Here is a 20,785-nt window from a genome sequence, read left to right on the forward strand (position 1 = left end):
ACTTATGTATTTTAATTAATCATTACGTATAGCCAGATGATTGTCCTTACCATATTTTGCTTCATACAACAAAGCTGCCATAATAAAAGGACCTACACCTTTGGGGTCATTTTCACGAATAGGTTCATTCACATAATACTCAAAAGAAGCATCACGATAAGGCTCTCCGCCTAATCCTGCAACACCACAGATCTGAGTCAGGCTTATAGTTCCATCATCGTTTTTTTCTATGAAATTGTCCAGAATACCATCATATCCCTTTTGAGCAATTTCAGAATATTCATCTGATAAATACTCATTTTTAACTGACTTCAATAAGAAGTATGTAAACATGCTTGAACATGAAGCTTCAAGGTAATTTCCTTCGCGATCACCAAGATCCAGAACCTGATACCAAACACCAGAATTTTCATCTTGATACTGCTTTATTGATCCTGCCATTTTAGTCAGGACATTAAGTATATTCTGACGCTCAGGATGATCGGCCGGAAAGAAATCAAGGACATCAACTAAAGCCATGGCATACCATCCCATTGCTCTTCCCCAAAAATGTGGAGAAAGACCTGTCTCAGGATCTGCCCATTTTTGCTGATGGCTTTCATCCCAACCATGATAAAATAGGTTCTTTGCAGAATCATATGTATGCTTATCAATCAGTTTGATTTGCAAAGCAACATCATCAAAAAGCTTTGGTTCATTAAACTCCATTGCATATTGAGCTAAAAAGGGAGCTCCCATGTAGAGTCCGTCAAGCCACATTTGATGTGGATATCTTTTCTTGTGCCAAAACCCACCTTCTGAGGTTCTTGGGTGATCCTGCATTTGACTTCTAAGCAACTTAATAGCACTTAGATATTTAGGATCTTGTGTATCATTATATAATTCAATGAGAAATTTACCAGGGTTGATTCGATCAATATTAAAATCGCGACGATCATAGGTCTTGATTGTACCATCAGCATTGATCATTGAGTCTGCATAGGATTTAGCGTAATTATAATATTTTGAATCGCCTGTGTTGTTATAGACTTTGATCATTGCCGAACATATCAGTCCATTGGTATATTCCCATTTTGGTTCCTCTCTGAAATCAATCAATCGGGGATCCGGAGTCCTCTCAATTTCTGAGTCAGCCATTGCCACTGACAATGGTTTTTCATCACTACTCTGAGCTAAGTTATCAGAACTTTCCTTCCTATCTGTTGATTGACCACAGGCAGATAACAGAATTACCAGCAGCCAATATTTATATATCTTCATTATTTCAAATTTTGAGGTAGATAAAATCATTCTTACACCATGCTGCCATGGCAAAAAATGCTTTCCTTTAAATGAAGCGGGCCAAACGTTAAAGCCCGCTTCATAATATCAATAAACCCTTATTTATTGATAGGCAGGATTTTGTTCAAAATTTGGATTCTGATTTAAATCTATAGCACGTTGTGGAATAGGACGGAGTATCTTCAACTCCCCATTACTTCCATTGAAATTTGACTCTTCAATTAATGGATGATACAAAGAAGCTCGCTCAACTAATTTGCCTGTTCTTTTCAAGTCAAACCAACGCTTATATTCACCCATCAGCTCACGAGCTCTTTCGTCAAGGATGTAGTCCAAATCAAATTCTGCAAGAGTAGCATCAGCAACACCAGCTCTTCTTCTTACCTCATTCAATCTTTCAAGTCCGGTACCTGCTGCACCAGCACCGAGGTAAGCCTCAGCAGCTACCAGATATGTTTCAGCCAACCTGGATACAATAAAGTCTCTAGTACTTACACTTCTATTTGAACCATCAGCTGCAAATCTAGATTTAGGGTCATCAAATTTCTTAATAATAATTGTATTATGATTACCTGAAATATCCCCTCCTTCAGGATCATGATCTCCAAAGGAATGGTATTCAACACCAGGATTTGCTATAACATATGCAGTACTATCTATCGAAGTAAACCACGAAGGCTCATAAAAATGTACAACATTAAGTGAACTCTTATCTTCAACATCAAAATAATTGTAATACCTTTCATAGATCTCTGTCATAAAGGTACCTTCCCAACGTTCATCACCTTCTTCAAATAAGGACAATGCATGTCTTGTAGGACACAAATTATATGATTTATAAGGTGCATCACCAGCTACCTCAGAACCTCCTAAGTAAGACCCAAAGAAATTTTGTTGCTGATGACCTAAAGTAGTTGGGCTTGAACTAATTGATTTTTCATCAAATTGAACAGAGAAAATCACCTCTTCATTTAATTCATTACCAGGAGTCCACAACTCTTCAAAAGAAAGATTTAATGTTTGTCCTCCTATAACATTGTCAGCATACTGAGCCGCTTTTGAAAAGTCATCTGATGCAGCAAAGGGCTCATAAGCTCTGGTTAAATGAACCTTAGCTAACAGATTTTCAACAGCCCGTTGATTTACTCGACCTATAAAAGCACCATCACTAACCAGATTATATGCTTCTTCAAGTTCAGAAATAATAAAAGAATAAATTTCTTCTGCAGAATTCCTATCAAATGAAACAACAACCTCATCAAACTTTTCAGTAACTAAGCTAACACCGCCATAAGTTTGAACTAACAGGAAGAATGCATTTGCTCTAATAAACTTTACTTCTCCTAGATACTGACTAATGTTTGAAGTTTGTTCAGTGATATCTGCATAATAAATTGCTGTATTTGCTCTTTGAATAGCCACATAACATTTCTCATACAAAAATTCCACTTCATTTTCAGAACTTGTTAATTGCGTATATTGGCTAAGTCCCGGAGGTTCAGGATTCCGCCCTTCCATATACAAGTCGGTGCCAGCCATAAATAACCAGGGATCCTGACCATAAATTTCACGTAATGAGGAGTAATTCGAATTAATTAGAGCATTATAACCTTCTGAAGTCACATAAAAGTCTTCTGCAGTGACATTTGACTTAATTTCCTCCTCCAGAAAATCCTCACAAGATGTGAGAGATATTGCTGCTATCGATATAACTATAAATAATTTTTTCATGATTTCTAGGATTAAAATTTTACACTAAGCCCCAATTGAGTAGTAACACTACTTACACGCCCTACATTTAAAGATGCCTCAGCCCATTCAGGATCCCATCCTTCATACTCAGTAAATACAAATGGATTAAGTACATTGACATATACTCTCATTTGTTGAAGCCCTAATTTTTCTAATGAATTTTTAGGAAGTGTATACCCTAAAGAAATGTTATTAACTTTCACATAGGAAGCATCTTTATAGTAGCCAACACCATCATTTCTCCAAAATGTCCCCATATTTCTAGGTTGTGGATAATTATTTGATGCTTGGGCAGGTACTCCAACTGTATTTTCAGGAACATACCAGTCAATATCAAGTTTTTGTCTTCCTCTATCGCGAGTATCAGTAAAGTTCGCATGGAAATTACTGTATGCTAAAACTCCTTGTACTGATGAAATAGTGAAGACAAAATCAAAATTTCCTACATTCAACCTTGAGATTAGCCCCCCTGTCCAATCCGGATTATATGAACCCAAAAATACTCGGTCATTATCAGGGTCAATTTTACCATCATTATTTATATCCTTAACTTTGGCCTGACCTTCAGATTGATTATATGATTCTGCTTCATCAGATTCATCTGCCTGCCAGATCCCATTGAATTGGTAATTATAATGTACATCTATTGGCTGACCAATAAACCACCCATTACCAACATCGTCATTTTCAGATTGTCCATATATTGACTCAATTTTATTTGTGTTTTTGGTAAACGTAAAAGTGGTCTCCCATCTTATCTTATCAGTTTCAATGTTAGTTGTTCTTAACATTATTTCAACCCCGGTATTTCTAACTGATGCCGCATTTGCATTGATAACCGGGAATCCTGTTTCTAACGGTAAGCTCTGTTCTACTAATAATTGATCTGATAACCTGTTATACCAATCGATACTACCATTAATCTTATAATTGAGAAGACTAAAATCCAATCCAATATTAACTTCATTGGATTTTTCCCAAGTCAAAACCCTATTTGCAAGTGATGTTGCAACCCATCCTTCAGCTGTATTGCCCCCAAAGTCATAGTATGTTTTCTGGTTAAGGATGTTTAACGTTGAGTATGCATCAACATTGTTGTTACCTGTGGTACCGTAACTAGCTCTTAATTTTAAGTCAGAAATGACTTCAGACGATTGTAAAAAATCTTCTTTACTTAACCTCCATGCAACAGCTGCAGATGGGAAAGATTGCCATTTATTTCCCTCTGATAATAGAGATGATCCATCCCACCGATTAGTTAAGGTGACTAAATATTTATTCTTATAGTCATAATTTAATCTTAGTGCAAATGATGCTAATTGACTTTTAATAAAATAATTATCAAGAAGATAAGTTGATTGCGGCCCTGATCCAACACCATAAAATCCAGTTTCAAATGGTTGGTCTGTAGAAGAAATAGCCGACCCCTCAGTTCTATTTACAAAAATACTTTGTAACGCTAGTAGATTAAATGAGTGATCTCCAAATTCCTTTTTGAAGTTTAATTGATTATCCCAACTATAATTGAAATTTTGAAAGTTCTCCACTGATGATGACGGTAGATCATTATTACTCACACCCGTATTTGTCATCGCTCCATAGGATATTCCCCTTCTCCATGATTCCAGACTTGCCGAAAAGGTTGTTCTAAAGGTTAAAAATTCTAAGATGTCATAGTTTAGATACATATTACCCAATCCATTCCACTGGCGTTGTTCATCATTTGAGTTTTGTATTTCAAGCAATGGATTATAAGTACTGGTTTTATTTATAACAAAATCACCAGTTACCGGATCAGTCAATTTTCCAGGTAAAGGAAACAGCTCTCCAACAATTTCATCATAATTCTCATCAATCGCCCATGGACTCAAAAATGGATTTAATCGAAAAGCTTCACGCATTGCTACCGCACTTCCTCTTTGAATATTATTCAATGAAACAGTCAGGTTAGTTCCTAATTTTAATTTCTTTGTCAATTGTTGATCAATGCTTGACCTTAAAGAATATTTATCCAAGCCTTCTTTGTCTATATTACCTGTTTCAGTTTGGTATCCAAAACCAACAGTATAAGCCGACTTTCCATTTCTATGAGCAATTGATAAATTATAATTAGCCTGTTGACCCTGTTTTAATACTGCATCATACCAATCAAACCCATCAAGATTTTCAAAACGAGTTCTTAACACTGCATTTGACCCTTCGGATGCATAAACATTATAATACTCTTCAGGAGTCATTGTGGCTAGTTTATCAGGATCCGTTGTTGCCAAATAAGCAGAAGCATGATAATATCTCCACTTTTCATAACTCATCATTTCTGGCAACCTCGCAGGATCTTTGAAACCATAAAACGCATCGAAAGAAAATGTAGTTCCTGCTGGAATACTATTTCCTCCTTTTGTCTGAATTATAACAACACCATTTGAACCTCTTGAACCATAAATTGCTGCTGAAGAAGCATCTTTTAAAATATCAATGCTGGCAATATCTTGTGGATTTAGAAAATCAATATTATCAACTATTGCTCCATCTACAACATATAATGGTTCATTTGCATCATCACTATCATCCAAAGTTCCTTTTCCTCTGATAGTTAAGCGAAATCCATCTCCAATTCGTCCTGTGGAATTACTTACCTGAACTCCGGCAACACTTCCTTGTAAAGCTTGAACCGGACTGGTAGTTCCGCGCTCCTGAAGCACCTCCGAATCGATTCCTGTTATCGCTCCAGTTACGTCTTTACGCTTTTGAGTTCCGTAACCAACAACTACCACTTCCTCAAGAGCTGCTATATCTTCTTCCAGATTTACATCAATTGAGGTTCTTCCATTAATAGGAATAACCTTTGATTTATATCCTATAAATGTGAATACAAGATTTTTTGCATCCGACGGTACATTTAATGAATAATTACCGTCTGCATCTGAAACTGTACCGTTATTTGTTCCTTCTACTAAAATAGAAGCTCCCGGTAGTCCGCCTCCATCAGGATCAGTCACCCGGCCGGTAATCTGGGTTTCCTGGGAATATGCAGTAATACTAAAAAGTAACATTACAAACACTCCCACAATTAGCTTCCTACTCAGCAGAGCAAAGCCTGTGTTCTGTAGTTTTATTTTCATGATAATACTTTAGTTGGGTTAGACATTTTTCATAATCAAATAATCGTGAAACACACACAATAAAAATTTGATTACTGAAATATCTGCAAACGGTTTCGGAATCAGTATTCAATTTTTAACATACACTTATCAATTTTTTAACGTACTGATTTACAGGTAATTAAAAGTCAAAATGCTTGTTTTATATAGAGTTTTCCGAAAATTTCCACACACAATTTTTAAAAAATGATCATGATTGATCCCTGGCTATGGACAATCTTAACATATCCTTTTAAAGTACGGATAATTGTTAATTAATTTTCGAAAACTTTGATAAGAAAATTGATTACTAACTGGCTGGTTGGTTCAAACCAAGGGTTGACATGCCAAAAAGAATGGGGAGAATTGTCAAAAGTATGGACTTCAAAATAGATATTTTCCTGCTGCAAAATTTTAATCATATCATCACGGCCAGCATGAAACCGTGGAATTGAACTATTGATATATAATATTGGCGGGGAAGTACTATCTACATGGGTCAATGGTGATGCTAACTCCCAGTTTTCATGAGCCTCAACTTGATTTCCTCCAAGCCATTCCCCGGCTACCTTCCCTTCTTCTGATTCTGGATGAATAAATGCAACAATTCCATCTATATTAACCATGGCATTAACCCTAGTTGAAAATTTTATTTTGGAGTGAGGGCTTTCTAATTTGGAATTATCTGGAGTTACTGCTACCAGGGTGGCTAATTGAGCTCCGGCAGAACAACCTAAAACCGCAATTTTGTTTGTATCAATATTTAAATTACCAGACTCGCTTTTAATCCACTTGATAGCTTCTTTTAAATCATAAACTGCAGCAGGAAAAATTGCCTCCGGACTTAATCTGTATTCCGGAACAACACAGACATATCCTGCCGTTGCCAACCTTTGAGCCATTGGTCTTAAATTTTCTTTTTGACCGGATTTCCAACCACCACCAAATACTATCAAAATAGCGGGTGTTTTTCCTGAAATGTTTTTTGGAGAATAAAAATCTAATTTCAGTGAGCGGGATTGAAATGAATAAACAAGATCTCTCTTTTCAAAAATTGTCTCAGGATTTGATGCACTAACCTGCGTAACCTGAGGATATTTCTTTTTGATCTTTAAATAAGCAGAGTGTATTGTATAAGAAGTGTCTCTGGGGTATTGGTATTCTTGAGAAATCGCAAAAAAACTGAACAAACAAAATAAACAATTGATTAATAAACACTTAACTATTCTATTTACTCCACCAGAATTTATGACTTTCATCTTCTAGAATGTTTTCTTTCGTATACTTAGTTACCTGCTCCTTCGTTAAAAAATATGCCCATTCAACTCTTTCCTCAGTATCTGCTCCTTCACCTGTATTCAAATATTCAGCATAATAAGATAAATGATGTACATCCTTTTTTGACCAATCATGCCATCCTTCAGGATTAATAAACCTTCCTAGAGAACAATTGATATAAGCTGTTTTTGCATAAGAACGCCAAGGTCTTCCAAGGTATACATCAGTCACTTTTTCATCAGCAATTATTTCACATGATAAAAACACAAAGCCAAACTCTGTATTTTCAGGTGTTGAAGCTGCAGTGATATATGAATCTCCAAGGCACTTTATTGTTGAATTTTCAAAAACAACTGTAGCCTCACCAAAAATAAAATCAGTTGTACCTTCAATATAACACTCATTGAAATATTGTTTTGATCCCTCTCCAGCACAATAAAGTGTATCCTGATTTCCTTTGATATCACAATTTTCAACAACCACCCGGTTAGCAATAATAGCCAGGGCTACAGCCTGACCAACAGGACCGGCATCATTAATAATAGTTAGATTTTCCAAGCGACAATCATTTGCTTCAACAATTAATGTTGGAGTATGAAAAGTGCTATTTCGTCCTCTATTAATTTTATTGAAATGATCGTCGTAAATAATGATTGTTTTTTCCTTGTCTTCACCTCTAATCGTCAATTTTGGATTCCATGAGTATACCCTTACTTTTTCACGATAAATACCTTTTTTAACAAAAATCGTAATTCTCTTATCCGGAAATGCTTTAGTATTATCAATCGCAGCCTGAATACTATGAAAATCTCCACTACCATCTGCTGCTACAGAAATGAAATAATCAACCTGCGCTGAGGCTTTTTCAATTAAAACCCCAAAAATTGAAAGCATCAGCAACAGTTTGATTTTCATTTCGGTAAGATTGAATTATTCAATTTCTTTAGTTCTGTAAACACCAATTGCGCTACTGCTTTTGCTCCTTCTGGTTGAAAATGTGTATCATCTGATAATCCATCGGGATAAGCTTCATATTTTCCTTCTGGTATATTCATAAAATAATTTTCAGTCACAAAATCTCTTCCCTTTTTACTAAAAAAATCCATCGATACCCGATTTAAATCAATCAAGGGTACACCAAATTCATCGGCAACTTCCTTGGCGGCGTCAGGATAATCACCATGAACATTTGTTAAATAACCATTTTCCCAAGGATAATTTCTACAAACAGGAGTCAGTACAATTGGAAGCGCCTTCTTTTCTAATGTTTGAGAAATATATAATCTTAAGAACTCCTTATAACCTTCTATATTTACATATCTTTCGGTTTTGTGAGTCGCAGCATCGTTATGACCAAACTGCATAATAACAATATCATTTGCTTTCAAACTTTCATAAACTTTTCGCCATCGAGCTTCTTGAAAAAAAGTTCTGGTGCTTCGTCCACCTCTGGCTCGATTCTCAATTTTTACCTGATTTCCATTGATCAAGTTTGAAAGTAGTTTGATGCTATCTTTGACCATAAAAGGTTCAAAAACCTGTCCCCAGCCAGTCATCGGATACCTTGATTCCATATAACTCTTCCCCGGATTATAGTTATCACTATAGTCGGTCATGGTAGAATCGCCAATCAGAAATATTGTGGTCTCTTCTTCTTGTAATGAATAAGAAGCGAAAATCAATCCTAATAGGATAAGGTTTATCTGTCTAATTAATTTTCCTTTCATCAGTCCTTCAAATATTTAGTCAACTCAGGAACCTTCGACCTAATTTCAGCAACTGCAAGATCTGCAACCCGAAAGGCACCATATGGCGATAAATGCGTGTTATCAATTTCGCCTTCCGGGATTGATTCATATTCCCCCTTTGCTATATGCAGAAATAACTTTTTAGAATTTTCAGGACCATAATTCGCCAGCAAATCTTTCGTCCTCATATTCAAATCAAGCAATGGAACATTCAATTCCTTTGCTACCTGCCGCATCGCCTCCGGGTATTCTCCATGAGTTGGTATTAGTTTGCCATTCTCATCAAATTTTCTTCTTGCAATTGAAGTGGCTAAAACAGGAATTGCTCCCTTACTTCTGGCTTCAATTACAAACTTCTTTAAGTTTGCTTTGTAAGATGAATTTGGCTCGGTATATCTGGAAGAATCCTTTACCTTTTCATCATTATGCCCGAATTGTATAAATACATAATTGCCCACTTCAAGCTTCTCTAAAACCTTATTCCATCTACCCTCATCAATAAAACTTTTTGTACTTCTACCATTAACTGCATGATTTTCAACCCTTACATGATGATCAAAATAGAGTGGAAACACCTGTCCCCAGCCTTTTTCCGGGTTTCCGGTTCCAAATGGCTTGTCAGACATGGTTGAGTCTCCCACCATGTAAATCATGATTTTACTTTCATTCTGTTGAAATAACATTACCATGATAAAGAACAAAAAAACAGTCCCTTTCATACTCAAAAATCAATGAAAATGAATCGCTTTTTTACTTACATTGGTGCCAGTTGACAATTGATCAGCAGATAGTCCACTTGATTTTAAATTGATATTGGAAGACCCTGAGCCTAACACTCTCACTACTTTATTATCTTCCGGGTTTCCTGAAAAATCATCTAGAGATACATTAGAACTATTAAAAATTGTTAGCGCCTTTCCCTTTTTCTGAATAACCTTAACATTCTTCAACTTGATATTATCAGAATCGATCATTGTTATGCCATTTTCAGCTTCGAGCACAGCATTTTCAAGGGAAACATTTTCAAGTTTCATTTCCGGTAGACCCTGGAAAAATGCTCCGGTCTTTGAACTGGTAACCCAGATATTTTTCATATGAATATTTCTATAGGAAGGAGTTTCCTCTGTTACAGGCTCTAGTTCAGAGTCACTTTCTACAGGATCCTGATCTTCTTCAAGAATTGGAGATTGTCCTTCATAAAACATATTGAATTTTATTGCTTCGGTTGGAATATCAATCATGTGAATATCAGAAATATGGATGTTTTCCACGACGCCTCCTCTTCCGCGAGTACTTTTAAATCTCAATCCGACATCAGTCCCAATGAATGTACAATTTGAAACATGAACATTTTTTACTCCGCCTGACATTTCACTACCAACGACAAATCCGCCGTGTCCATGATATACAACATTATTTGTGACAATAACATTTTCAGTGGCCATACCACGCTTACGGCCATCTTCATTTTTACCTGACTTAAAACAAATAGCATCATCCCCAACATCAAATGAGTTATTGTAGATCACAACATTTTTGCATGACTCCAGATCAAGACCATCTCCATTTTGTGAATACCATGGATTTCTTACTGTAAGATTTCGGATTGTTACATCTTCACACATTAATGGATGGAGATTCCATGCCGGAGAATTCTGAAAAGTAGGTCCATCTAACAGTACTTTTTTGCAATTGACAAAACTCACCATAACCGGTCTAAGAAAATCTTTTACTTTCATGAATTCCTCTTTCGTTTTAAAAGGAGGCACATTAAAGTTATCAGTTAATTTATTTGCTTCCTCATAAGCCTTTGATGGGTACCAGGTTTTACCATCCCCACTTAAAACCCCTCCACTTTTCACTAATCGATCCCATGCTGAAGATGCCATTTTACTTTTCTTTACAGGTCGCCATACATCTCCGGAACCATCAATAACTCCTTTACCTGTGATTGCAATATTTTCAAGATCTTTTCCTGATATCGGTGATAAACATCGGTAGGTCTCTAATCCTTCAAAGCTTGTTTCAACTAATGGATATTTTGATTTGTCTTCACTAAACCTGATCAACGCCCCGTCTTCTACATGCAAATTGACATTGCTTTGAAATACAATTGGGCCGGTCATCCAGATACCACGTGGTACAATCACTTTACCTCCACCTTTTTCTACAATTGCTTGCATCGCTTTCTCAAAAGCTTCGGAATTATCAAAAATACCATCTCCTTTTGCTCCGAAATCAACAATATTTACCTCATTATCTGGGAATTCAGGCTCTTTCACCTTTGGCATGTCAAATTCGATACCTTCATAAATGTCACCAGAATTATTAATTTCCTTAGATGACATATTGGCTTCTGTGACTGTTTCGGTAGAACCTCCGCCACAACTATATAATGCTAACCCCATCAAAGTCAGCAATAAAAAAGTGCTATTCTTCACATTCATATTTTTCATGATATTATCTGGGTAGTTTAGTTAATCTTTCCGCAGGATCCCAATCACCAAAAATTTCTTTCAATGTATATTCTGAAAGTTGCTTCTTGGTCAATTGATGAGACCATTTTACTCTTTTGTTTGAATTGGCTCCGGGCCCTGTTGAATTATACTCTGCATAAAATGCTGTTTTTTCAGCTTCTGGTTTGCTCCAGTTGTGCCATCCTTCGGAATTTATATGCTTCCCCAGTACACAGTTTATAAATACAGTATGGGCATATTCTCGCCAGGGTCTTCCAAGGAATACTGAGTTATCCGGGGCATCACCGGTAAGTTTACAGTTTAGAAATACAAACCCATATTCAGTTTCTTCTTTAGTTGAGGCAGCAGTAATATAATTTCCTCCCTCTTTGGAATAAATTTCGCAATCTTCAAAAACAGCAGTACTCCAGCCAAAAATAAAATCCGTTGTTCCTTCTATATAGCAGTTTTTATAATATTGCCTGCTTCGGTCGCCATGTGGATAAAGGGTATCTTGAAACCCTAAAAATCTGCAGTTTTCGAAAATAACTTTATCTCCATCAACTCTCACTGCCACTGCCTGACCAAAAGGCCCTGCAGTATTTGAAAAAGTGATATTCTGCGCAGTAAAGCCATCACCAAACACATAAAACCCAGCTGAACCCGACGTTCCTATTTCCTCTCCAAATTCATTTTTCTTTGATGCAAAATCATCGAATGTAATTATAGTCTTCTGCGGATTTTCTCCAATAAATGTAACATTGGTTTTTGAAGCCGGAAGTATTAATTTCTCTTTATAAACACCATCTTTTATCAAAATACGAGTTGTTTCCTTTCTCATATCCGGAACCGCATCAATTGCAGACTGTATGGTTTTAAAATCTCCTATCCCGTCTTTTGAGACAATGTAGTCAAACTCAACTATGGAATTTACCAGTAGAGATTCCAGATATACCTCGATATTGTTATAATACTCATGAAGGTCATTGCCATTGGCATTATATTTTGTCGGATCCAGATTATTTTCTTTCTCCCATTGATCAGGCATTCCATCACCATCAGAATCTTTCGGATAAGGTGCTGATTGCAATTCAGGCCATCCACCAACATCTTCCTGAGAGTCAATTATGCCATTATTGACCGTAGCTGACCCCTCTTTTACATTTTTAATGATTCGTTGATCGACTTCATCTCTTTTCAAACTGGCTCCGCTTCTTTTCAAAACAGCTCGATAAGCTTTTTGTGCGGTATGTTGCGAGGTGATTTTTACCGCACCAAACGAATTTTCAGACTTTACAGCCTCCGGGTCATCACAATGAACACCCCCGGCCCAATTATCATAAGAAACTTGTGCATCACCATAAACAAAGTTTCCTTCTATATAAAATTTACCATATGGCTCACTCGGATTAACTATTCTATTTCTTGTTAATTTCTTAGTGGCAGGGCCTGGCTTAAAATAGTTATTCACCATATTATAACGACCCGATTCACCTCCGTAAATACTATTGCTTCCCCAGTTATAGATTACATTATTTCGGAAATCTGTGAGTTCACCTTCATCATTTTTAGTGGATGAAGACCCGCTAAATCTAGGGTTTCTACTATTATGATGGGCTATTAAATTATGATGAAAAGTAGCACCATTCCCTCCCCAGATTGCACCGTAACCATGAGGCCCCTTCTCATGGTTAGAATTATTCAGGCTTTCAGAAATAATGCACCACTGCATCGTAAAATCAGAGTTTGAATAAAAAGAAGCACATTCGTCGATCGACCAGCTCATTGAACAGTGATCAATCATAATGTTTTTCAGAAACCTGGCATTGATTGCATCCTCCTGGACATCGCCTTTATCTCCCAGACGAAACCTCATGTATCTGATGATAATATTATTTGCCCTGATTTGAAGTGGGTAATTCCTGATACATATTCCTTCTCCGGGAGCCGAATGACCAGCTATGGTAACATCGCCATTTTTAATGACCAGATTAGACTTAAGATCAATATTTCCCGACAATGAAAATATAATTATTCGCGGACCTTCAGATTCAATTGCTTCACGTAGACTGCCCGAACCCGAATCATTTAAATTAGAGACAACAAATACCTTTCCTCCTCTTCCACCGGTAGTGAATTTCCCGAAACCTTCAGCATCAGGAAAAGCCATCTGTTGTGCATTAACATAGTTAAAAGCAATTGTGAAAAAGATAAAAGGTAATATGGTTCTAATCGAATTCATTAATTTTCATTTGCGGGCTTACCAATTGTAGCAAGAATTCCTCCATCAACATAAATGATCTGACCATTAACGAAGTCACTGGCTTTTGATGATAAAAACACTGCTGTACCTTCGAGATCTGCCGGATCACCCCATTTCCCTGCCGGTGTACGGTTTATTATAAAGTCATTAAATGGATGACCATCTTCCCTGATCGGTGCAGTCTGGCTAGTAGCAAAATATCCGGGACCGATACCATTTACCTGCACATTATATTTTGCCCACTCTGTTGCCATATTTCGAGTAAGCATTTTAAGTCCGCCTTTGGCAGCAGCATAGGCACCAACTGTGTTTCGACCTAATTCCGTCATCATCGAACAGATATTAATGATCTTTCCCGATCCACGGGCGATCATCCCATTAATAACCGCCTTGGAAACAATAAACGGACTGATCAGATCAACCCTGATCACTTCTTCGAATGCCGAAACCTCCATTTCAGCAAGAGGAGTTCTCTTGATTATACCAGCGTTATTAACTAATATATCTATCGGACCTACCTCTTTTTCTATCTTGGTGATATTTTCAATGACCTGATCTTCTTTAGTCACATCAAACAAATACCCTCTGGCATCGATGCCTTCCTTTTTATATTCGTCAATTGCCTTATCAACTTTCTCCTGAGACGAATGACCATTGATTACTACAGTGGCACCCGCTTTTCCAAGTCCCATTGCCATTGCCATTCCGAGTCCGTGAGTAGCTCCGGTTACAAGTGCCGTTTTACCTTTCAGATCAAATAAGTTCATATTATTTCATTTCAGTTATCGGACAAACATCCATATCACCATAATCAAGATTTTCACCAGCCATACCCCAGATAAATGTATAATTTGAAGTTCCGGCACCAGAATGAATAGACCATGGCGGAGAGATTACTGCTTGCTCGTTATGCATCCATATATGCCGTGTTTCATCCGTTGGCCCCATAAAGTGACTTACTGCCTGGTCTTCCGGAAGATCAAAGTAGAAGTATACTTCCATACGTCTGTCATGCACATGTGAAGGCACAGTATTCCAGATGCTTCCCGGCTTTAATTCAGTCATACCCATTTGTAACTGGCAAGTTTCAACAGTTGCCGAAACCAGTAACTGATACACAGTTCTGGCGTTTGATGTCTCTAGTGAGCCTAATTCAAGCTTATTCGCATCCGCTTTTGTTACTTTTTTATTTGGATAGGAATGATGCGCTGGTGCTGAATTGATATAGAATTTAGCTGGTGAAGCTGAGTCAGCACTTGAAAAGATCACTTCCTTGGCTCCCTTACCTATATAAAGAGCTTCCTTAAACTCTAAATCAAACTTTTCCCCGTCCACAGAAACAGTTCCTTTTCCTCCGACATTTATAATTCCCATTTCCCGTCTATCAAGAAAATGTTCAGCCTTTAATGGATCAATTGTTTCTAATGTTAAAGATTTTTTTATTGGCACAGCAGAACCGGCAATATATCTGTCATAGTGGGAATATACCAGACAAACCTTATCAGGCTGCATAATTGAGTCTATTAAAAACTCATTTCTTAGCTGTTGAGTATCATATTTTTTTACTGCTTCAGGGCCTGAAGCGTATCGTACTTCGTAATCAGTATTCATAATAATATTGTGTCATTAATTCGAAACTTCACTTAAATATATAAAAAAATAATCATTTCCGTTAACGTTAACGGAAATTTACCCTAAAAATAAATTGTAATAGGGGAAGGGTGAAACTTATTGTTATGTTAATGAGGGAAGCAGTATTTTGATAGATTGATATTGAAGAGAAGAGGAAAGAACTCATAGCAAAAAAAAAATCAGTAAGACAATGGATTATTACGCATATCACTGAAAAGCTACAGACCTATCCGTTTTTGAATGCACAAGAGGAGGTTAACATAACCCTATAAATGAAAAAGCCATCAATAGTATTTTCCGAAGGGTATTCAATTTCTTTTTGATTTATAGAAAGAATATATCCCTAAGCTTAAAAAAACGATTCCTATTATAAATAGTAAAAATCCTATAATTGGTATACATCCATGAGGGCATGCGTATGAATTAATAATCCAATTAATACGCAAAATTGAACAAATAATAAATATTGCTGATATGAGTAGATAAACTAAATAAGTTTTCATTTCAAAATATACTTATTATTAAATGATGATAGTTTAATTCTGAATACCATTACAAAAATGGATATTATTAACTCGATGACTCTTATCTAAAATTTGTTGTGATGTTTTTCATGTCATTAAATCCCTTATAATTCCAAAATTAGCCCCTGTTTGATTAACTACAAACAATTTTTATGCTTATAGCCACATCTTAATAATTGTAAGATATTGCTATTGTTATGGAGAGTATCTTCACACGCAATGGATATTTAAATAATGGTTAGTGGAGACACTAACCATGACAAACAAAAAAAGCCGATCAAATTGACCGGCTTTTGTAGTTGTAGATCTTGATACTTGTCCTGACAGGTATATCCTCGTCAGTGAAGCATTTTTCTTCGTCATGATAGCAGGTCAAGAATAATAGTCCCAAGTCATTCATTATTAGTAGATACTGACGAGCACTTTAAGTTGTCAGCAAACCTGCTTTTGCCTTAAAAAAGAAAAACCAGTACTGAAAAGCACTGGTTTCCTAATAGTAGCGGGAACAGGATACTGACGAGCTTTTCAAGCTGTCAGCACCATGACAACAAGCTTCAAGGCTTGATCGTCATTGGCTCGAACCTTATAAAAAAGGTTGTTATATCAATTTATAACTTGAATGAGTAATGAAAATGAGAGAGCAATAATTAAAAATGGCTAGCGGAGATACTAACCATGACAAACAAAAAAAGCCGATCAATTTGACCGGCTTTTGTAGTAGCGGGAACAGGACTCGAACCTGTGACCTTCGGGTTATGAGCCCGACGAGCTACCAACTGCTCCATCCCGCGATATATCTTTGTTGGAACTACTTTTGTTCCTTCGTTTCTTAATTGGAGTACAAAGGTAGGTATAATTCTGATAAAATCAAGTACCTTTGCAAAGAATTTTTAAAATATGTCAAAAATCAATCATAAAGCCGGTTTCGTAAACATCATTGGTAAACCTAATGTTGGTAAGTCTACTCTGATGAATGCACTCATCGGCCAAAAACTATCGATCATCACTTCAAAAGCCCAAACGACCAGACACCGTATCATGGGCCTTCTGAATGGTGATGACTTCCAGGTAGTATTCTCGGATACTCCCGGAATCCTGAAACCACAATACGAACTCCATAAAAGTATGATGGGGTTTGTACAAACTGCTCTTGAGGATGCTGATATCCTTTTATATGTTACAGATCCTTTCGAAACTCTTGAGGATGCTGAAAATATTATAGAGAAAATAAATAGAAGTGAAGTTCCTACTTTTGTTGTAATCAATAAAACTGATCTTAAAAAAGATGAGAAAGTAGCTGAGCAATTAGAATACCTTCAGGAAAATCTGAAAGCTGATAAGTTCTTCACTGTTTCTGCTCTAAATGGAAATAACGTTGAATTACTTTTTGACGCCATTATGGAGTTACTACCTGAGCACCCAGCATATTTCCCTAAAGATGAAATGTCTGATAAACCTGAGCGTTTTTTCGTAGAAGAGATCGTAAGGGAAAAAATATTCTTAAATTATAAGAAGGAAGTTCCATATAGCAGCGAGGTGGTTTGTACCGCTTTTGAGGAAGATGAGGAAATTATCCGAATATATATAGAAATTTATGTTGAAAGAAAATCTCAACGGGCTATAATAATTGGACATAATGGGGCATCAATAAAGAAAGTCGGAATTGAAGCTCGTGAGGATATGGAAAAATTCTTTGGCAAACAGGTTTATTTAGAATCTTATGTCCGGGTAGAGCCAGATTGGCGAAAAAAACAGAATAAATTGAATAAATTCGGATACAATAATCAATAACGAATACTTATGGCAAATATAGTTGCAATAGTAGGACGACCTAATGTAGGTAAGTCGACTCTTTTTAACAGGCTTATCGAAAAAAAACAAGCAATAATGGATGACCAGCCGGGCGTAACCCGTGACCGTCATTATGGCTTTGGACACTGGACAGACAAATATTTCACTGTTATAGATACTGGTGGATATGTTACAGGATCTGCTGACCAGTTTGAAGGCGAAATCAGAAAACAAGTAAAAGCAGCTATGGAAGAAGCTAGTGTTATTGTTTTCATGGTTGACAGTCACGTAGGAATGACTGACCTTGATATGGAGTTTGCAAATATTGTAAGGGAAACGAAGAAACCAGTAGTTGTGGTAGCTAATAAAGCTGACACCCTTGAATATCAATTGATGGCTAATGAGTTTTATGCTCTTTCGCTATCTGATGAACTTTATCCTATCTCTGCAAATAGTGGATCAGGAACAGGAGACTTGCTTGATCATATCGTTTCTTTCTTTGAAGAGCAAGGAACTGAAAACCCACATGAAGGAATTCCTCGCATAGCTATACTTGGAAGACCTAATGCCGGTAAATCATCATTTCTGAATACAATTACCGGAAATGAAAGAAGTATTGTCAATGAAGAAGCAGGAACGACCAGAGATGCTGTTGACACGCATTATAAAATGTTTGGACAGAATTTCATCCTGACAGATACTGCCGGAATCAGAAAAAAATCAAGGGTTAAGGAAAATATTGAGTTTTACTCGGTAATGCGATCTATTCAGTCTTTGCAAGACAGTGATGTTTGTATTGTAATGGTTGATGCTACCCGAGGACTTGAGGCTCAAGACATAAGCATTATAAACCTTGCTGTAAAATATGGTAAAGGGGTGATGATTATGATCAATAAATGGGATCTAATCGAAAATAAAGTAAGTAATACTGCAAAAGATTACAGCGACAGAATATATGAAAGAATCGGAGACAGAAGATATATCCCGATAATTTACACTTCAGTTTCTGAAAAACAGCGGATTTTCCAGGCAATGGAGCTTGCTGTCAAAATATTTGAGAACAAAAACAGGAGAATTCCTACATCTAAATTGAACGATATTTTACTTCATGAGATAGAAAAAACTCCTCCTCCGGCAACAAAAGGGAAATACATTAAAATCAAATATATCACTCAATTGCCGTCTAAAACGCCTTCTATTGCGTTTTTCTGTAATTTACCACAATATATAAAAGCACCTTATCAGAGATTTTTGGAAAACAGAATTCGTGAAAATTTCGATTTCACTGGCGTGCCTTTAAAAATCTTTTTTAGGAAAAAATAATTTTATCGTTATCTTTGTTGCCATCAATATATTTTTGTTCAATTACCAAATTTATTTGCACGATGAAAAAATTATTTGCCTTATTAATGGTAGCAGGATTTATGACTGCTATGGTATCTTGTGGTGGTAACGCATCTTCTGAAGGTGAAGAAGCTGCTACTGAAGTAACAACTGAAGAAACTGCAATCGAAGAAGCAGTTGAAGAAGTTGAAGAAGCTACTGAAGAAGTTTCAGAAGAAGCTGAAGAAGCTACTGAAGAAGCTACTGAAGAAGTAGAAGAAGCTACTGAGGAAGTTGAAGAAGAAGCATCTGCTGAGTAATCTTCTCAACTCTATAAAACTTAAAAGAGTCTTGATCTAATCAAGGCTCTTTTTTTTATCTTTGCCCGGTATGCTTGAATCTCTAAAAAAGAAATATGCCTCCGGAAGAAACACTTTCCAGAAGTATCTTCCTGAAGAAGCTGTCGAATATTGCTTTGAGCTTTGGCTTACTTATTCTTTCAGGTTTAAAATCACTAAAGACCGCCAGAGCAAGCTGGGTGATTACCGATATGACCCAACAACTAAAATCCATTCGGTAACAGTAAATCACAACCTGAACAAATACCAGTTTCTTATCACCTATATTCATGAAGTGGCACACCTTGCCGTTCACAAAAAATATGGAAACAGGGTTTCTCCACATGGCAACACCTGGAAAAATCAATTTAAGGAACTATTTCTTCCTGTTTTAAATGACAAGGTTTTCCCGGATGACATATTAAGAGTTCTGGCAAGGCACATGAAGAACCCTAAGGCTTCAACACATGCTGACCCAAACCTTTCAATTGCTTTAGCAGCTTATGATGATAATCATTCTGAAATAACCTTTCTCGACGCAGTACCCGAAGGCGAGTTATTCAATTTTAGAAATAAGAAATACAAGAAATTAGAAACCAGAAGAACAAGAGTTATTTGCCTGGAAGTATCTAGTGGAAAAAAATACCTGATAAATAAAGTTGCAAGAGTAACCACAGAGCAGGATTAATTATAATCCCAATCTCTTCGAAAACTCCATTGAAATCCGATCAATGAGCATCATTGGCTTGAAGGTTCGCCAGTTAATTAGTTCCAACGAACCACCAAAGTCAATATAAGAATCCACACCATATATTTTCCATTCCTGGTAAACATGCTTATGAAAACCAACTGCGCAAATCCATCCATCTTCAACATCTTCATACCATTCTTCATAGTAGCTATCATCATCACCATGAAAATTGAAGACATTTTCACCGATTAATAAAAACTTATTGATTCCTTCATTAATCATAGGGTCAATCACATTGCGCTTCAAATGCATCGAATCATTTGTAATAGCATCATTCCACTCCCCGATAAATTCAATAATACAGGAGCTTCTCTCGTAATCAACATAAAGAATTTTTAAATAAAGGGTGTCACTACCAATAAAATCCCAGGCGGGATCTATATAATATCCATAAATATTATCAGTATATAATTCGAAATTATATTCCTTTCCATAAAATGGAGACCTGTCATCATCCTCGGACCTATAATATTTTAGCCATTTCTCATATGGAATGAGATCGTGCATT

The 20,785-nt window shown here is 36.5% G+C and carries 16 protein-coding genes and 1 tRNA gene; 4 read left to right on the plus strand and 13 right to left on the minus strand.

Features of this window, described 5'->3' with window-relative positions; translation table 11 throughout:
* Positions 1–15: 15 nt before the first annotated feature.
* The 12 genes from HH304_RS14925 to HH304_RS14980 all read right to left on the minus strand — a co-directional run bounded on the left by HH304_RS14925 (position 16) and on the right by HH304_RS14980 (position 16,865).
* Positions 16–1,260, minus strand: coding sequence for a glycoside hydrolase family 88/105 protein (locus HH304_RS14925; protein WP_169683054.1), 1,245 nt, complete (start codon positions 1,258–1,260; stop codon positions 16–18).
* Between the two features lie 123 nt (positions 1,261–1,383).
* Complete coding sequence (locus tag HH304_RS14930) at positions 1,384–3,012, minus strand: RagB/SusD family nutrient uptake outer membrane protein (protein WP_169683056.1); 1,629 nt, start codon at positions 3,010–3,012, stop codon at positions 1,384–1,386.
* Positions 3,013–3,023: 11 nt separating this feature from the next.
* Entirely contained in the window at positions 3,024–6,155 is a 3,132-nt protein-coding gene (locus HH304_RS14935) for a SusC/RagA family TonB-linked outer membrane protein (RefSeq protein ID WP_169683058.1), read from the minus strand.
* A 293-nt stretch (positions 6,156–6,448) separates the two neighbouring features.
* Positions 6,449–7,432 (minus strand): alpha/beta hydrolase, encoded by a 984-nt coding sequence (locus HH304_RS14940; RefSeq protein WP_169683060.1) that lies wholly within the window; start codon positions 7,430–7,432, stop codon positions 6,449–6,451.
* Entirely contained in the window at positions 7,401–8,366 is a 966-nt protein-coding gene (locus HH304_RS14945; protein ID WP_169683062.1) for a pectinesterase family protein, read from the minus strand. The genes HH304_RS14940 and HH304_RS14945 overlap by 32 nt, the downstream gene beginning before the upstream one ends.
* A complete protein-coding gene (locus HH304_RS14950; RefSeq protein WP_169683065.1) occupies positions 8,363–9,178 on the minus strand; it encodes a rhamnogalacturonan acetylesterase in 816 nt (271 codons plus the stop codon). The genes HH304_RS14945 and HH304_RS14950 overlap by 4 nt, the downstream gene beginning before the upstream one ends.
* A complete protein-coding gene (locus HH304_RS14955) occupies positions 9,178–9,852 on the minus strand; it encodes a rhamnogalacturonan acetylesterase (protein WP_271711640.1) in 675 nt (224 codons plus the stop codon). The genes HH304_RS14950 and HH304_RS14955 overlap by 1 nt, the downstream gene beginning before the upstream one ends.
* A 75-nt stretch (positions 9,853–9,927) precedes the next feature.
* Positions 9,928–11,655 carry a glycoside hydrolase family 28 protein gene (locus tag HH304_RS14960; protein ID WP_271711641.1) on the minus strand — a complete coding sequence of 576 codons (1,728 nt, stop codon included), beginning with the start codon at positions 11,653–11,655 and terminating at the stop codon, positions 9,928–9,930.
* Between the two features lie 4 nt (positions 11,656–11,659).
* Positions 11,660–13,897, minus strand: coding sequence for a pectinesterase family protein (locus HH304_RS21410; protein ID WP_333908760.1), 2,238 nt, complete (start codon positions 13,895–13,897; stop codon positions 11,660–11,662).
* On the minus strand, positions 13,897–14,685 hold the full coding sequence (locus HH304_RS14970) for a gluconate 5-dehydrogenase (RefSeq protein WP_169683068.1): 789 nt from the start codon (positions 14,683–14,685) through the stop codon (positions 13,897–13,899). The genes HH304_RS21410 and HH304_RS14970 overlap by 1 nt, the downstream gene beginning before the upstream one ends.
* 1 nt (position 14,686) lies before the next feature.
* Positions 14,687–15,529, minus strand: a complete 843-nt coding sequence (gene kduI / locus HH304_RS14975) for a 5-dehydro-4-deoxy-D-glucuronate isomerase (RefSeq protein WP_169683070.1) — start codon at positions 15,527–15,529, stop codon at positions 14,687–14,689.
* A 1,263-nt stretch (positions 15,530–16,792) separates the two neighbouring features.
* Positions 16,793–16,865: transfer RNA gene (locus HH304_RS14980), tRNA-Met, on the minus strand.
* A gap of 106 nt (positions 16,866–16,971) precedes the next feature.
* On the opposite strand from HH304_RS14980, the gene era reads away from it, so the two are divergent.
* The 4 genes from era (at position 16,972) to HH304_RS15000 (ending at position 20,214) form a co-directional block, all read left to right on the plus strand.
* Complete coding sequence (era, locus tag HH304_RS14985) at positions 16,972–17,865, plus strand: GTPase Era (RefSeq protein ID WP_169683072.1); 894 nt, start codon at positions 16,972–16,974, stop codon at positions 17,863–17,865.
* 9 nt (positions 17,866–17,874) lie between these two features.
* On the plus strand, positions 17,875–19,188 hold the full coding sequence (gene der / locus HH304_RS14990; RefSeq protein ID WP_169683074.1) for a ribosome biogenesis GTPase Der: 1,314 nt from the start codon (positions 17,875–17,877) through the stop codon (positions 19,186–19,188).
* Positions 19,189–19,250: 62 nt separating this feature from the next.
* Positions 19,251–19,508, plus strand: coding sequence for a hypothetical protein (locus tag HH304_RS14995; protein ID WP_169683076.1), 258 nt, complete (start codon positions 19,251–19,253; stop codon positions 19,506–19,508).
* 70 nt (positions 19,509–19,578) lie between these two features.
* Positions 19,579–20,214 carry a SprT-like domain-containing protein gene (locus HH304_RS15000; RefSeq protein ID WP_169683078.1) on the plus strand — a complete coding sequence of 212 codons (636 nt, stop codon included), beginning with the start codon at positions 19,579–19,581 and terminating at the stop codon, positions 20,212–20,214.
* Here HH304_RS15000 and HH304_RS15005 read toward each other — a convergent pair whose 3' ends face one another.
* Positions 20,215–20,784 (minus strand): hypothetical protein, encoded by a 570-nt coding sequence (locus HH304_RS15005; protein ID WP_169683080.1) that lies wholly within the window; start codon positions 20,782–20,784, stop codon positions 20,215–20,217.
* Between the last annotated feature and the right edge of the window lies 1 nt (position 20,785).

Origin of the sequence: Marinigracilibium pacificum (assembly GCF_012926615.1) — a bacterium.
In the GTDB taxonomy this organism is placed as follows: Bacteria; Bacteroidota; Bacteroidia; order Cytophagales; family Cyclobacteriaceae; genus Mangrovivirga; species Mangrovivirga pacifica.